We start from the raw sequence: 13,588 nt of genomic DNA on the forward strand, positions 1-13,588 counted from the left end.
TTCAAATCGGGGCGATAGTGTTAACCGCGCTCAGGCTGGAAACGCACGACAAAACCTTTCAGGTTCTGCTGGCGGCTCAGCAAGTCACGCAGACGATCGGCTTCTGCACGCTCGATCAGCGGCCCGACAAACACCCGATTCTTGCCATCGGCCGTACGGATGTAAGCGTTGTAGCCCTGGCTGCGCAGGGTCTTTTGCAGACTTTCGGCGCTGGCGCGGCTCGACAGGCTGGCCAGTTGCACCGACCAACTGATCGACAGGCCATTGGCATCGACGCGGCTCTGGGTGGTGTCCGGTTTTGCCGGCGCAGCAGCGATTGGCTGGGTTGGCGCCGGTTTGGCGACAGGCGCAGGCGGCGCAACGGGCTTGGCAACAGGTGCCGGAGCCGCAGGTGCAGCCGGTGCAATCGGCGCCGAAGGTGCTTGCTCATCAGCAATCTCGTCGTCGCTTGGCACAGGCTCCTGAGGCAAGGCTTGTGGCTCGGGGACCACCACGGGCTCAACCTGCACTTGTGGCACCGAAGGCGCTTGCGGCGCGGACGGCGCCTGTACGATCACCTGACGTTGTTCGTCCTGGCGGGAAAACAGCATCGGCAAGAAAATCACCGCCAGCGCCACCAATACCAGGGCACCGACCATACGCTGCTTGTACGCCTTATCCAGCAAAGCCATTTGCCGCTTCCTCCGTGGAGTGCCGGGCCAGCCATTCAAGGGCCTCGGCGACACAATAAAATGATCCGAACAACAGAATCTCGTCGTCGCTTGATGCGAGTGCGCACTGCCCTTCCAGGGCGGCCGCCACACTGCCATAGGACGTTACCGACGCGCCAAGGTTCTCCAGGGCCGCGTACAAATCCGCAACCGGACGCGCCCGAGGCGAATCCAGCGGCGCGACGGCCCATGCATGGACACTAGCAGTCAATTCGCCGACCACACCGTCCAAATCCTTGTCCGCCAGCAACCCGAACACCGCCAGACGCTTGCCGACCGGTGGACGGCTGGCCAGACGCCGGGCCAGAAACTCAGCCGCATGAGGGTTATGCCCCACATCCAGCAACAAATTCAGACGCTTGCCCTGCCAGTTGATTTGCCGACGATCGAGACGACCGACAATGCGCGTAGCTTTCAGCGCTTCAACAATCTGTGAATCCACCCACGGCAAGCCGAGCAACAGGTAAGCCTGCAACGCCAGCGCCGCGTTTTCCATCGGCAGATCGAGCAACGGCAGGTCATGCAGCTCGACCACTCGCCCTTGAGCGTCCAGACCACGCCACTGCCAGTGTTGATCGGTGATACCGAGGTCGAAATCGCGTCCACGCAGGAAAAACGGGCAAGCCAGCTCGCGCGCCTTGTCCAGTAGAGGTTGAGGAGGATTCAGGTCGCCGCAGAGTGCAGGCGCGCCTTGACGGAAAATGCCGGCCTTCTCGTAGGCCACGGATTCGCGGGTATCGCCCAGGTAATCGACGTGATCGACGCCAATGCTGGTAACCAGCGCAATATCCGCATCCACCACGTTGACCGTGTCCAGACGCCCGCCCAGGCCGACTTCCAGCACCACCGCGTCGAGGCTTGCCTGCTGAAACAGCCAGAATGCCGCCAGGGTGCCCATTTCGAAGTAGGTCAGGGAGGTTTCGCCACGGCCGGCCTCGACCGCCGCGAAGGCTTCGCACAGCTCGGCGTCAGTCGCTTCAACGCCGTTGACCTGCACCCGCTCGTTGTAACGCAGCAGGTGCGGCGAGCTGTAGACACCAACGCTCAGGCCCTGAGCGCGCAGTAACGACGCCACGAACGCACAGGTGGAACCCTTGCCGTTGGTGCCGGTGACCGTGATCACCCGAGGCGCCGGCTTGCCAAGTCCCATGCGGGACGCTACCTGTTGCGAGCGCTCCAGGCCCATGTCGATGGCCGAAGGGTGCAACTGCTCAAGGTAGGCGAGCCATTCGCCAAGGGTGCGCTCAGTCATATGTTGGCAGGCACCGGCGGAACCACAATTGGCTCGATGGGCGCGGCGACGAATTTCGGCGTCGGCAGGCCCATCATTTGTGCCAGCAGGTTGCCCAGGCGCGGACGCAGTTCCTGACGGTGAATGATCATGTCGATCGCGCCGTGCTCCAGCAGGAACTCGCTGCGCTGGAAGCCTTCCGGCAGTTTTTCACGCACGGTTTGCTCAATCACGCGCGGACCGGCGAAGCCGATCAGGGCTTTCGGCTCGCCGACGATCACGTCGCCCAGCATCGCCAGACTGGCGGAAACGCCGCCGTAGACCGGGTCAGTCAGCACCGAGATGAACGGAATGCCTTCTTCGCGCAGACGCGCCAGTACCGCAGAGGTCTTGGCCATTTGCATCAGGGAGATCAGGGCTTCCTGCATCCGCGCACCACCGGAGGCGGCGAAGCAGATCATCGGGCATTTGTTTTCCAGGGCGTAGTTGGCAGCGCGAACAAAACGCTCACCGACGATGGCGCCCATCGAACCGCCCATGAAGGAGAACTCAAACGCCGACACCACCACCGGCATGCCCAGCAGGGTGCCGCTCATGGAAATCAGTGCGTCTTTTTCGCCGGTGGCCTTTTGCGCAGCGGTCAGGCGATCCTTGTACTTCTTGCCGTCGCGGAACTTCAGACGGTCAACCGGCTCCAGTTCTGCGCCCAGTTCGGCACGGCCTTCGGCGTCGAGGAAGATGTCGATGCGGGCGCGGGCGCCGATACGCATGTGGTGGTTGCACTTGGGGCAAACGTCCAGGGTCTTTTCCAGCTCCGGACGATAAAGCACAGCCTCGCAAGACGGGCATTTGTGCCACAGACCTTCAGGCACCGAGCTCTTCTTGACCTCGGAACGCATGATCGAAGGGATCAGTTTGTCTACTAACCAGTTGCTCATGCTTTCTTTCTCCAGTACCGGCGGCCCGAACGCTTTGGTTCGCAGCCCCGCGTATGCCCTTGAGCTAAATTCATATGTGTGGCGATGATCGCCGGGATGCCGGGTCAGTGAAACTGACCTGCGTACACCCCAAAAACCCTCAGCCTCTTTTCTACAGAGCTGTGGACGGCGGCAGTTAGCCAGCCGTCACATCAACGTCGGTCCCGTCAGCCTCGTCAACCTCGTCAACCTCGTTGGCCTCGTTGGCCTCGTAGGAGCTGCCGAGTGAAACGAGGCTGCGATCTTTTGATCTTGCTTGTTAAAAAAACAAAGTCAAAAGATCGCAGCCTCGTTTCACTCGGCAGCTCCTACAGGCTCCTACAGGCTCCTACGTACGGCTTTGATGAATGCCTGAATCTTTGCGTGATCCTTGATGCCCTTGCTCGCCTCTACTCCGCCGCTGACGTCCACGGCATACGGCCGAACCCGGGCAATCGCTTCGGCGACGTTGTCGGGATTCAGGCCGCCGGCCAGGATAATCGGCTTGCTCAAGCCTTGTGGTATCAAAGACCAGTCGAACGCTTCGCCGGTTCCGCCCGGCACGCCCTCAACGTAAGCGTCGAGCAGGATACCGCTGGCACTTGGAAACGCATCGCACGCCGCCGCGATGTCATCCCCGGCCTTGACCCGCAGGGCCTTGATGTAAGGCCGATTCCAGCTTTCGCACTCGGCGGCGTCTTCGTCACCGTGAAACTGCAGCAAATCCAGCGGCACCGCGTCGAGGATTTCCCCCAGCTCGCAGCGACTGGCATTGACGAACAAACCCACGGTGGTCACGAAGGGCGGCAAGGCTTTGATGATTGCCCTCGCCTGCGCGAACGTCACCGCCCGTGGGCTTTTGGCGTAAAACACGAACCCGATGGCATCCGCCCCGGCCTCGACTGCCGCCAACGCATCTTCTATGCGGGTAATCCCGCAAATCTTGCTGCGAACGGCTGACATGTCGATAGAACCCCAAGGCAAATCCGAGAAAGTCCCGGATGGTAACAAATGCGTTCGAGGGCGTCAGCCGTCAAGTTCGGTGAAACCGGTCAGGAAGTGCGGCCCGATGTAACGGTCGGGCAATTGGAACTCGTCTCGGTACTCCACCTGCACCAGATACAGACCGTATGGGTGCGCCGTCACGCCGCCGGAACGACGAATGCGGCTTTCCAGCACTTCCTTCATCCATTCCACCGGACGCTCGCCGGACCCAATGGTCATCAACACCCCGGCGATGTTGCGCACCATGTGGTGCAGGAAGGCGCTGGCGCGGATGTCCAGCACGATCATCTTGCCGTGGCGGGTGACCCGCAGGTGATGCAATTCCTTGATCGGCGACTTGGCCTGGCACTGCCCGGCGCGAAATGCGCTGAAGTCATGGGTGCCAACCAGATACTGGGCGGCCTCGGCCATGCGCTCGACGTCGAGCGGACGGTGGTTCCAGGTGATTTCTTCGTTCAGGTGCGCCGGGCGGATCTGATCGTTGTAGATCACATAACGATAGCGCCGGGCGATGGCCTTGAACCGCGCGTGAAAGTGCGGCGGCATGACCTGGGCCCAACTGACGCTGACGTCGTGGGGCAAATTGATGTTGGCGCCCATGACCCAGGCTTTCAGCGAACGCTCGACCTGAGTGTCGAAGTGCACCACTTGGCCACAGGCATGCACGCCCGCATCGGTACGCCCGGCGCAATGCAGCGACACCGGCGAATCGGCGACTTTGGACAAGGCGTTTTCGAGGGTTTCCTGCACGGTCAGCACGCCGGAGGCCTGGCGTTGCCAGCCGCGATAACGCGAACCTTTGTATTCCACGCCCAACGCGATCCGGAAAAAGCCGTCGGCCGCCATTTCGGCGGCCGGATTATCTATATTTGCCAAGGGGTGACAGCCTGCTGATATGCGCAAAGGCAGGCATTATAAGGCCGCAAGGCCCGGACGCCAGAGCCGCGTGGCATTTGCGCCATTGCATCGCCCCTACAGATTTCGCTATATAGATAAATACACAACGAAAACACAAAAAACCGAGACCTGATGATGACTGCCACTCTGAACAAGGAAGCCGTCGGCCTGGCCTACAGCCTGGAAGGCATGCAGCACGCCAAGCGCAAAACCTGGGAAGCCATCGACGAAATGGCCCGCCGGATCAAACCCGGCATGCGCGAATCCCAGGCCCTGGATATGAGCCTTGAGGTGCTGAACGAACTGGGTATGGACCGCATCTGGCATCCATCGAAGATCCGTTTCGGCGACAACACCCTGAAAACCTTCAAACAACCTTCGGTCGGCGATCCAGTGCTGGCTGACAACGATATTTTCTTTATTGACCTCGGAGTGGTCTGGGATCGCCATGAAGGTGATTCGGGCGCGACCTTCGTCGTCGGCAACGATCCCGACATGAAGGCCTGTGCCGTGGCGGCCAAAACCCTGTTCGATCAGGTCCACGAGTACTGGCGCACGCAGCAAGTGGCCGGCCCCGAACTGTATCGCTATGCCGATGAACAGGCGAGCGCCATGGGCTGGAAGCTGAACCTGGAGATCAAGGGTCACCGGGTCAGTGATTTCCCGCACGCGATCTATCGTGCCGGGGATTTGGGGAATTTCGAGGATTGCCCGAACGTCGGACTGTGGATTCTGGAAATCCAGATTGCCCACCCTACCCGGCCGTTTGGCGCGTTTTATGAGGATTTGTTGGCTTAAGGTCAAAAGATCGCAGCCTTCGGCAGCTCCTACGGGTGTACGCAATCCCCTGTAGGAGCTGCCGAAGGCTGCGATCTTCTGCCTCACCAAAACAAAACGGCAGCCTCAATGGGCTGCCGTTTTGTTTATTACCGACGACAGGATCAAGCCAGACGCGAAAGCATTTCCTTGGCTTCGCTCTTCTGCCCGGCATCGCCCTCGGTCACCACTTCATTGAGGATGTCCCGGGCGCCATCGTTGTCGCCCATGTCGATGTAGGCCTGGGCCAGATCGAGTTTGGTCGCGACTTCGTCGGTACCGGAGAGGAAGTCGAACTCCGGCTCGTCAGCCACCGAAGCGGCGGCATCTTCAGCGGTGAAGGTTGGCTCGGCGATGCTCTGGGACAAACGATCCAGCTCGGCGTTGACGTCATCCAGTTCTGTGGTGAAGGCGTTTGGTGCTTCAGGCGCATCCATTTCGTCAGCCAGGGACAAGTCGAAATCCGCCGGCAACTCCAGATCGTCCAGCGCCGCTTCGGTCACGGTTGGCACTTCGACGGCGGGCAGGTCTTTAACGCCCTCGTCCAGATCCAGCAGGAAATCATCGTCAGCCAGCATCGCCGGCGAAGCATCGCCACCGAGGTCCATGTCCAGATCGAAGTCCGACAGGTCGTCGAGGTTTTCCTTGATATCCGCCTGCTGTTTCAGCACCGATTCAAAGCTCAAGTCGTCGTCCAGCGGGAATTCGTCCAGCTGCGCCAAGGCGTCAGGTTCCGGCTCCGGCGCAACCACCGCTGGAGAGACGTTTTCCAGGTCATCCAGGCTCAAGTCAAACGCGCTGTCGAGGTCGTCGGCCGCCGGCGTTGGCGCCGCAGGCTCATCCAGCAGCAGGTCCTGGACGTATTGAGCGTCGAGCTCGGCCGCGACGGCTGCGGCAGCGATACCACCGACCGCGGCGAGCGCCATGGACGGGAAGCGGCTTTTCAGTTGCTCGACCTGGGCGAAATTATCGCCATTGGCCACCAACTGACGCTCCTGGGCCACGAACGCATCACGATCGCCTTGCTGGCCGTAGACTTCCATCAGTTTCAGGCGCAGGTCACTGCGTTGCGGCTCTTGCTTGATACCGTCTTCCAGCAACGCGGCGGCCTGGTTCAGGCGCCCGGCGTTGATGTGCGACTGGGCCTGGCCCAGCACATCGTCATTACGCTCGGCGGCCGGCGCAACCAACGGCGCGGCAATCGGTGGCGTAACCACGACCGGTGCAATCACCGGGGCTGGTGCTGGCGCAGGTGTCGGAGCAGCCGGCGGCGTCGCGAGTTTCACGGCGGGCGGCGGTACTTCAAGGCCTTCGAAGCTGCTTTCCGGCAAGTCTTGCTCGACAGAAAACTCCTGTTCCTCAGACAAGGCACGCGCCATGCGCAAATGCTTCTCGGCTTCTTGCTGGGCTTTGCGGCGACGGGCCAGCAACAGCAGCAACAGCAGCAGAACCACCGCGCCACCGCCCACCAGCCCCAGCAGGATCGGGTTGGTCAGCAGGTCGTTGAAGGTCTTGTCGTCGGACACCGCAGGTGTCGGCTCGACCGGTGTGACGACCGGGGCTGGAGTCGCCTCGGGCGCGGTCACAACAGGCGCCGGCACCGCAGGAGCAGCGGCAGTCGGGGCCGCTGGCGCTGGCGTCAGCGCAGCCGAGATCGCAGGAGCAGCGGCAGTGGCCGCCGCCGGTGCAGCCGGGGTCGCGGCGCCTTCGGCTTGCAGCTTGGCCAGTTGATTGTTTTTCAACTCGATCAGGCGTTGCAGCTTGTCCAGCTGACTTTGCAGATCGGTCATGCGGCTTTTCAGTTCGGCATTGTCACGACGGGTCGTGTCGAGGCTTTCCTGGGTCACCGCCAGTTTGTTGCTCAGATTCTTGGCATCACCGCCGGCACCTTTACGGCCCTTGCCGGGGGCAGCAGACACCAGGCTCAGCTTGTCTTTGGCCGTTTGTGTGGACTCTGCATCCGCTCGACCGCGCTTGGTGGCATCGAGTTGCTGCTGCCCTGCCCCGGGCTTGGCCACATAGCGACGCCCCTGGCGCCACGCGGTGTTCTGCGCAGCGACCTCTGCGATGGCTTTGGGTTGCGGCAGAGTGGTGCTTTGCGCCTGATCCGGCATGCGCAGGACCTGACCGGTTTTCAGCAGGTTGATGTTGCCGTTGATGAACGCATCCGGGTTCAGCGCCTGGATGGCCAGCATGGTTTGCTGCACCGAGCCGCCATTGCGCGCCTTCGCCGCGATTTCCCACAGGGTGTCGCGCGGCGTGGTGGTGTAGGTCGAAGGCTTGGTCGCACCGGTGGTCGGTGCGGTGACCGCTTGGACCGGCACGGGTTGCGCGGCCGCATTGGCGGTTTGTGGCGAGAATTTGGACGGATCGAGCAGCACGCTGTAATCGCGCAGCAAGCGACCGTTCGGCCACATCACCTGAACCAGGAATTTCACCATCGGTTCAGAGAGCGGTTTGCTGGAGGTCACGCGCAGGATGCTTTTGCCGCTGGCGTTGATGACCGGGGTGAAGGTCAGGTCATTGAGAAACGCCTGACGGTCAACACCGGCCTTGGTGAAATCGTCGGCAGACGCCAGGCTCGGCACCACTTCGGCAGCGGTGAGGTCCTTGACGTCGAGCAGCTCGATCTCGGCCACCAGCGGTTGGTTCAGGGTCGACTTCAGGGTCAGTTCCCCGAGCCCGAGGGCATGCGCCATACCGGAGGACAGCGCCGAGGCGGCCGCTATTGCTAACACCAGTTTGCGAACTTGAACCATAGCCTCATCCTTTGTTTGAACATTCCTCGGCCAGCGAGAAGGTGTTGAAAGTCGCTGCCGTAAGGCATTGCGCGCGACGGCGAAGGGTCGTCGCGCGCGATCATTTCTTTGATGCCCCGGAAAGCCCCACAGGGTGACTTGCCGTCTAGCACTCCGGCCAAGCATAGCGCTCGGCTAGAATCATTCGACAAATTGTTGCCAAGTATCTTTTACAGCAGGTCTTTTATCAACAATTCAGCCACCTGCACAGCATTGAGCGCAGCGCCTTTGCGTACGTTATCTGACGTCAGCCACAGATTTAGTTCCGACAGGTCGTCGACACCATGGCGAACCCGACCGACGTAGACCACATCCTGCCCCACTGCATCACCGACGGCGGTCGGATAATCGCCGGCTTCCACCAGCTCGATGCCCGGCGCGTCTTCCAGCGCAGCGTTCACTTTTGCCAGGTCCACAGCGCTCCCTGACTGCAAAGTCACACTAAAGCTATCGCCAAAAAATACCGGGGCTTGAATGCAAGTCGCGGAAATCTTTAACAAAGGCAACGCCATGACCTGACGCAGCTCGCGCACCAGGCGTTTTTCCAGCAGCGTATGACCTTGCTCATCGGGTTTGCCAACCTGGGCCAACAGGTTGAAAGCCATTTGCCGGTCAAAAAAGGTCGGCTCCAGCGGACGCACGTTGAGCAGCTCGGCGGTTTGCCGGGCCAGTTCGGTCACGGCTTCACGGCCCTGAGCGGAAACGGCCAGGCTGGCGGTCACGTTGAGGCGCTGCAGGTCGATCACGCCGAGCAACGGCGCCAGCACCACGGCCAATGTGGTGGCCGACGGGCTCGGGCTGCTGACCTGGAACGGCTTTTTCAGACCGGCCAACACTTGGGCATTGGCTTCCGGTACCACTTGCGGCGCTTGATCGGCCGGCAAGGCGCCAGACAAATCAATCAGCGAGCAACCGGCGGCCGTGGCGCGGGAGGCAAAACTCAGGGTGACGGCCGGGCCAGCGGCGAAGAACACCAGTTGCACCTTGCTGAAATCGAACTCATCGACTTCGCGCACTCGCACGTTTTTGCCGCGAAACGGCACCGAATGCCCGGCGGATTCGCTGCTGGCCAGCAGGTGCAGGTTGCCGACCGGGAAATCCCGCTCTTCGAGAATCTGCACCAGCGTTTCGCCGACAGTGCCGGTGGCGCCGATCACGGCGATATCGAAAGACTGGCTCATGGTTCTACCTCTGGCGAAACGGGGGGAGCGGCACTTTACCGGGTGGGTGGCCGTTCGGCAATTTAGAGCAAAAGATCGCAGCCTTCGGCAGCTCCTACATTGGCCGCGTGTAAACCCGGTTCCGTAGGAGCTGCCGAAGGCTGCGATCTTTTTTCGCCTCAAAGAAAAAACCCGCACCTCTTTCAAGGCACGGGCTCTTCATTGCATCAATCGATCAACGCTCAAGCAGAATCCGCAGCATGCGACGCAGCGGTTCGGCCGCGCCCCACAGCAGTTGGTCGCCGACGGTGAACGCGCCCAGGTACTGGGTGCCCATGTTCAGCTTGCGCAGACGGCCGACCGGTACGTTCAGGGTGCCGGTGACTTTCGTCGGGCTCAGTTCCTGAATGCTTGCTTCGCGGCTGTTCGGTACCAGTTTGACCCAAGGGTTGTGCTGGCTGATCAGCCCTTCGATGTCGGCGATCGGCACATCTTTGTTCAGCTTGATGGTCAGCGCCTGGCTGTGGCAACGCATGGCGCCGATGCGCACGCAGATGCCATCCACCGGGATCGGGCTCTTGAAGCGACCGAGGATCTTGTTGGTCTCGGCCTGGGCCTTCCACTCTTCGCGGCTCTGGCCGTTCGGCAGTTCCTTGTCGATCCACGGGATCAGGCTGCCCGCCAGCGGTACGCCGAAGTTTTCGGTCGGGTACGCGTCGCTGCGCATGGCTTCGGCCACGCGACGGTCGATGTCGAGGATCGCGCTGGCCGGGTCGGCCAGTTGATCGGCGACAGCAGCGTGGGTCGCGCCCATTTGCTTGATCAGTTCACGCATGTTCTGCGCGCCGGCACCGGAGGCCGCCTGATAGGTCATGGCGCTCATCCACTCCACCAGGCCGGCCTCGAACAGGCCGCCCAGACCCATCAGCATAAGGCTGACGGTGCAGTTGCCGCCGATGTAGTTCTTGGTGCCCGCATCGAGCTGCTGGTCGATGACCTTGCGGTTCACCGGGTCCAGCACGATCACCGCGTCATCCTGCATGCGCAGGCTGGAAGCGGCGTCGATCCAGTAACCCTGCCAGCCGGCTTCGCGCAGTTTCGGGAAGACTTCGCTGGTGTAGTCGCCACCCTGGCAGGTCAGAATCACGTCGAGGGTTTTCAGCTCTTCAATGCTGTAAGCGTCCTTGAGCGGAGCAATGTCCTTGCCCACGGACGGGCCTTGGCCACCGACATTGGAAGTGGTGAAAAACACCGGCTCGATAAGATCGAAATCCTGCTCTTCCAGCATCCGCTGCATGAGCACGGAACCGACCATACCGCGCCAACCGATCAGACCTACACGTTTCATCGCAACTACACCTTCTTTAAAAAGTGGGCCGCTGCTTTCGAAGTTGAAAGTGGCAGCGGGCCCGAGAGATTACAGATTCCGCAGCGCGGCGACTACTGCGTCACCCATTTCCTGCGTTCCGACTTTAGTGCAACCGCTGGACCAGATGTCGCCCGTGCGCAGGCCCTGGTCCAAAACCAGGCTGACGGCCTGCTCAATCGCATCGGCTGCGACCTGCTGGTTGAAGCTGTAACGCAGCATCATCGACACCGACAAAATAGTCGCCAACGGGTTGGCGATGCCTTTGCCCGCGATGTCCGGCGCCGAACCGTGGCACGGCTCGTACATGCCCTTGTTGTGGGTGTCCAGGGACGCCGACGGCAGCATGCCGATGGAACCGGTGAGCATCGAGGCCTGGTCGGACAGGATGTCGCCGAACAGGTTGTCGGTGACGATCACGTCGAACTGCTTCGGGGCGCGCACCAGTTGCATGGCGGCGTTGTCGACGTACATGTGGCTCAGTTCGACTTGCGGGTAATCCTTGGCCACTTCTTCGACGATTTCACGCCACAGTTGGCTGGACGCCAGCACGTTGGCCTTGTCCACCGAGCAGAGCTTTTTGCTGCGCACCATAGCCATGTCGAAACCGACGCGGGCGATGCGGCGGATTTCGCTTTCGCTGTACGGCAGGGTGTCATAAGCCTGACGCTCGCCGTTTTCCAGCACACGGGTGCCGCGTGGCGCGCCGAAGTAGATGCCGCCGGTCAGTTCACGGACGATCAGGATGTCCAGGCCAGCAACGATTTCAGGCTTGAGGCTCGAGGCTTCGGCCAGTTGCGGGTAGAGGATCGCCGGACGCAGGTTGCCGAACAGGCCCAGTTGCGCACGGATTTTCAACAGGCCGCGCTCAGGGCGGATGTCACGCTCGATGGTGTCCCATTTCGGGCCGCCCACGGCGCCCAGCAGCACCGCGTCGGCAGCGCGAGCGCGATCCAGGGTTTCGTCGGCCAGCGGCACGCCGTGTTTGTCGATGGCGGCGCCGCCGATCACGTCGTGGCTCAGTTCGAAGCCCAGGCTGTATTTGTCGTTCGCCAGCTCCAGCACTTTGACCGCTTCGGCCATGATTTCCGGGCCAATACCGTCGCCTGGGAGAATCAGAATCTGCTTGCTCATGCTTTCCTCATGTCATCAGTCGGTGCGCCCGTGGGCGCCACCGGAAAAATTCTATCGCTCAGCCATCAGTACCAACACATCGGTACTAAACGAACCATCGGCCTCAATCTCAAAATATTCGCGCACTTCGTTGCCCATCGACTTCTGCAACTCGAGGATGGCGGCGCGCATCACTTCTGGCGTGCGCATGCGTTCCACCCATGAGGTGTACTCCAGACGCAGTCGCTGACGGGTGGTGCTACGGGTATGCAACCCCGCCTCGCTGACCTGGCGCAACCACTCGCCGGCGGAATAATCGCGCACATGGCTGGTGTCGCGCAGCACTTCGACGCTTTGCAGATAGGTGTCGAACAACGGACTGCCCGGCGACAACACATCGACGAACGCCGCCACGCCGCCCGGCTTCAACACCCGGCGCACTTCCCGCAGGGCCACGCCGAGATCGCTCCAATGATGCGCCGAATAACGGCTGAAGACGAAATCGAACTCGCCATCGGCGAATGGCAGGCGCTCGGCGGCACCGTTGACTGTCGTGACGTTACTGAAACCACGATCAATCGCCGCAGCCGCTACCACGTCGAGCATTTGCTGGGACAAGTCGTAGGCCACCACTTCTTTTACCAGTGACGCGACGTGGAAACTCACGTGACCGGCGCCGCAACCCAGGTCCAGCACACGGGCATTGCCCTGCCCGGCCAGTTCAGCCTGTAGCAGCGCGAATTCGGTGCCTTGGGCGTGAACAGCGCTGCTCAGGTAGGCCGAGGCCTGTTCACCGAATTGCTTTTGTACGACTTGGCTGTGCTGGGCGGTGCTAGTCATGGGGAGCTCCATTTTGGGTTGCTGGTTTTAAGATCAAAAGATCAAACGTCGCGAAACAACCACGGCTGGCTCGCCCGGTGCTTGCTTTCAAACGACGCAATCGCCTCGTGATCCATCAATGTCAGGCCGATGTCGTCGAGGCCATTGACCAGGCAATGCTTGCGGAACTCGTCCAATTCAAAGCTATAGGTCTTGCCATCCGGTCGGGTCACGGTCTGGGCTTGCAGGTCGACCGTCAACTGGTAGCCAGGATTGGCTTCAACCTGCTGAAACAGCTCATCAACCTCAGCGTCGCTCAAGATGATCGGCAGCAAGCCGTTCTTGAAGCTGTTGTTGTAGAAAATGTCGGCATAGCTCGGCGCGATGATGCTGCGGAAACCATATTCTTCCAGCGCCCACGGCGCATGTTCACGGCTGGAGCCGCAACCGAAGTTTTCCCGGGCCAGCAAGACGCTGGCGCCCTGATAACGCTCGGCGTTGAGCACAAAATCCTTGTTCAGCGGACGCTTGGAGTTGTCCTGGTAGGCATAGCCCACGTCCAGGTAGCGCCACTCGTCAAACAGGTTCGGACCAAAACCGGTGCGCTTGATCGATTTCAAGAACTGCTTCGGAATGATCTGGTCAGTGTCGACGTTGGCCCGGTCCAATGGCGCGACCAAACCGGTGTGTTGGGTAAAAGCTCTCATGTGCGGTTCC

General features: G+C 61.0%; 12 protein-coding genes. 1 reads left to right on the forward strand and 11 read right to left on the reverse strand.

What is annotated here, in order from left to right:
• Positions 1–20: 20 nt before the first annotated feature.
• The 5 genes from V5E99_RS25315 to truA all read right to left on the reverse strand — a co-directional run bounded on the left by V5E99_RS25315 (position 21) and on the right by truA (position 4,748).
• Positions 21–671 carry an SPOR domain-containing protein gene (locus tag V5E99_RS25315; RefSeq protein ID WP_499804950.1) on the reverse strand — a complete coding sequence of 217 codons (651 nt, stop codon included), beginning with the start codon at positions 669–671 and terminating at the stop codon, positions 21–23.
• Positions 655–1,962 carry a bifunctional tetrahydrofolate synthase/dihydrofolate synthase gene (folC, locus tag V5E99_RS25320; protein WP_499804951.1) on the reverse strand — a complete coding sequence of 436 codons (1,308 nt, stop codon included), beginning with the start codon at positions 1,960–1,962 and terminating at the stop codon, positions 655–657. The genes V5E99_RS25315 and folC overlap by 17 nt, the downstream gene beginning before the upstream one ends.
• Positions 1,959–2,879 (reverse strand): acetyl-CoA carboxylase, carboxyltransferase subunit beta, encoded by a 921-nt coding sequence (accD, locus tag V5E99_RS25325; protein WP_162437753.1) that lies wholly within the window; start codon positions 2,877–2,879, stop codon positions 1,959–1,961. Before accD ends, folC begins: the two co-directional genes overlap by 4 nt.
• Before the next feature lie 357 nt (positions 2,880–3,236).
• A complete protein-coding gene (locus V5E99_RS25330) occupies positions 3,237–3,860 on the reverse strand; it encodes a phosphoribosylanthranilate isomerase (RefSeq protein ID WP_499804952.1) in 624 nt (207 codons plus the stop codon).
• Between the two features lie 63 nt (positions 3,861–3,923).
• The gene (gene truA, locus V5E99_RS25335) at positions 3,924–4,748 is read right to left on the reverse strand and encodes a tRNA pseudouridine(38-40) synthase TruA (RefSeq protein WP_499805006.1); all 825 of its coding nucleotides are present in this window, start codon (positions 4,746–4,748) and stop codon (positions 3,924–3,926) included.
• Between the two features lie 183 nt (positions 4,749–4,931).
• Here truA and V5E99_RS25340 point away from each other — a divergent pair, with 183 nt between their 5' ends.
• Positions 4,932–5,597 carry a M24 family metallopeptidase gene (locus V5E99_RS25340; RefSeq protein WP_499804953.1) on the forward strand — a complete coding sequence of 222 codons (666 nt, stop codon included), beginning with the start codon at positions 4,932–4,934 and terminating at the stop codon, positions 5,595–5,597.
• 143 nt (positions 5,598–5,740) lie between these two features.
• Here the strand turns inward: V5E99_RS25340 and V5E99_RS25345 are convergent, their stop codons facing one another.
• The 6 genes from V5E99_RS25345 to leuD all read right to left on the reverse strand — a co-directional run bounded on the left by V5E99_RS25345 (position 5,741) and on the right by leuD (position 13,578).
• Positions 5,741–8,374, reverse strand: coding sequence for a FimV/HubP family polar landmark protein (locus V5E99_RS25345; RefSeq protein ID WP_499804954.1), 2,634 nt, complete (start codon positions 8,372–8,374; stop codon positions 5,741–5,743).
• Positions 8,375–8,583: 209 nt separating this feature from the next.
• Positions 8,584–9,594: an aspartate-semialdehyde dehydrogenase gene (locus V5E99_RS25350; RefSeq protein ID WP_499804955.1), complete on the reverse strand. Its 1,011-nt coding sequence runs from the start codon at positions 9,592–9,594 to the stop codon at positions 8,584–8,586.
• A 214-nt stretch (positions 9,595–9,808) separates the two neighbouring features.
• Positions 9,809–10,921 carry an aspartate-semialdehyde dehydrogenase gene (gene asd, locus V5E99_RS25355; RefSeq protein ID WP_149658895.1) on the reverse strand — a complete coding sequence of 371 codons (1,113 nt, stop codon included), beginning with the start codon at positions 10,919–10,921 and terminating at the stop codon, positions 9,809–9,811.
• A gap of 69 nt (positions 10,922–10,990) precedes the next feature.
• Positions 10,991–12,073, reverse strand: coding sequence for a 3-isopropylmalate dehydrogenase (gene leuB, locus V5E99_RS25360; RefSeq protein WP_499804956.1), 1,083 nt, complete (start codon positions 12,071–12,073; stop codon positions 10,991–10,993).
• Positions 12,074–12,124: 51 nt separating this feature from the next.
• A complete protein-coding gene (locus V5E99_RS25365; RefSeq protein WP_201202281.1) occupies positions 12,125–12,892 on the reverse strand; it encodes a class I SAM-dependent methyltransferase in 768 nt (255 codons plus the stop codon).
• A gap of 41 nt (positions 12,893–12,933) precedes the next feature.
• On the reverse strand, positions 12,934–13,578 hold the full coding sequence (gene leuD / locus V5E99_RS25370; RefSeq protein WP_123403578.1) for a 3-isopropylmalate dehydratase small subunit: 645 nt from the start codon (positions 13,576–13,578) through the stop codon (positions 12,934–12,936).
• Between the last annotated feature and the right edge of the window lie 10 nt (positions 13,579–13,588).

Origin of the sequence: Janthinobacterium sp. LPB2021202312-11-4 (assembly GCF_037049705.1) — a bacterium.
GTDB lineage: Bacteria > Pseudomonadota > Gammaproteobacteria > Pseudomonadales > Pseudomonadaceae > Aquipseudomonas.

What these genes read in the sequence shown, in the direction of transcription:
- V5E99_RS25315 (WP_499804950.1), bottom strand. Translation starts at nt 671, where the DNA reads ATGGCTTTGCTGGATAAGGCGTACAAGCAGCGTATGGTCGGTGCCCTG.
- asd (WP_149658895.1), bottom strand. Translation starts at nt 10,921, where the DNA reads ATGAAACGTGTAGGTCTGATCGGTTGGCGCGGTATGGTCGGTTCCGTG.
- V5E99_RS25350 (WP_499804955.1), bottom strand. Translation starts at nt 9,594, where the DNA reads ATGAGCCAGTCTTTCGATATCGCCGTGATCGGCGCCACCGGCACTGTC.
- truA (WP_499805006.1), bottom strand. Translation starts at nt 4,748, where the DNA reads ATGGCGGCCGACGGCTTTTTCCGGATCGCGTTGGGCGTGGAATACAAA.
- leuB (WP_499804956.1), bottom strand. Translation starts at nt 12,073, where the DNA reads ATGAGCAAGCAGATTCTGATTCTCCCAGGCGACGGTATTGGCCCGGAA.
- accD (WP_162437753.1), bottom strand. Translation starts at nt 2,879, where the DNA reads ATGAGCAACTGGTTAGTAGACAAACTGATCCCTTCGATCATGCGTTCC.
- leuD (WP_123403578.1), bottom strand. Translation starts at nt 13,578, where the DNA reads ATGAGAGCTTTTACCCAACACACCGGTTTGGTCGCGCCATTGGACCGG.
- folC (WP_499804951.1), bottom strand. Translation starts at nt 1,962, where the DNA reads ATGACTGAGCGCACCCTTGGCGAATGGCTCGCCTACCTTGAGCAGTTG.
- V5E99_RS25330 (WP_499804952.1), bottom strand. Translation starts at nt 3,860, where the DNA reads ATGTCAGCCGTTCGCAGCAAGATTTGCGGGATTACCCGCATAGAAGAT.
- V5E99_RS25340 (WP_499804953.1), top strand. Translation starts at nt 4,932, where the DNA reads ATGATGACTGCCACTCTGAACAAGGAAGCCGTCGGCCTGGCCTACAGC.
- V5E99_RS25365 (WP_201202281.1), bottom strand. Translation starts at nt 12,892, where the DNA reads ATGACTAGCACCGCCCAGCACAGCCAAGTCGTACAAAAGCAATTCGGT.
- V5E99_RS25345 (WP_499804954.1), bottom strand. Translation starts at nt 8,374, where the DNA reads ATGGTTCAAGTTCGCAAACTGGTGTTAGCAATAGCGGCCGCCTCGGCG.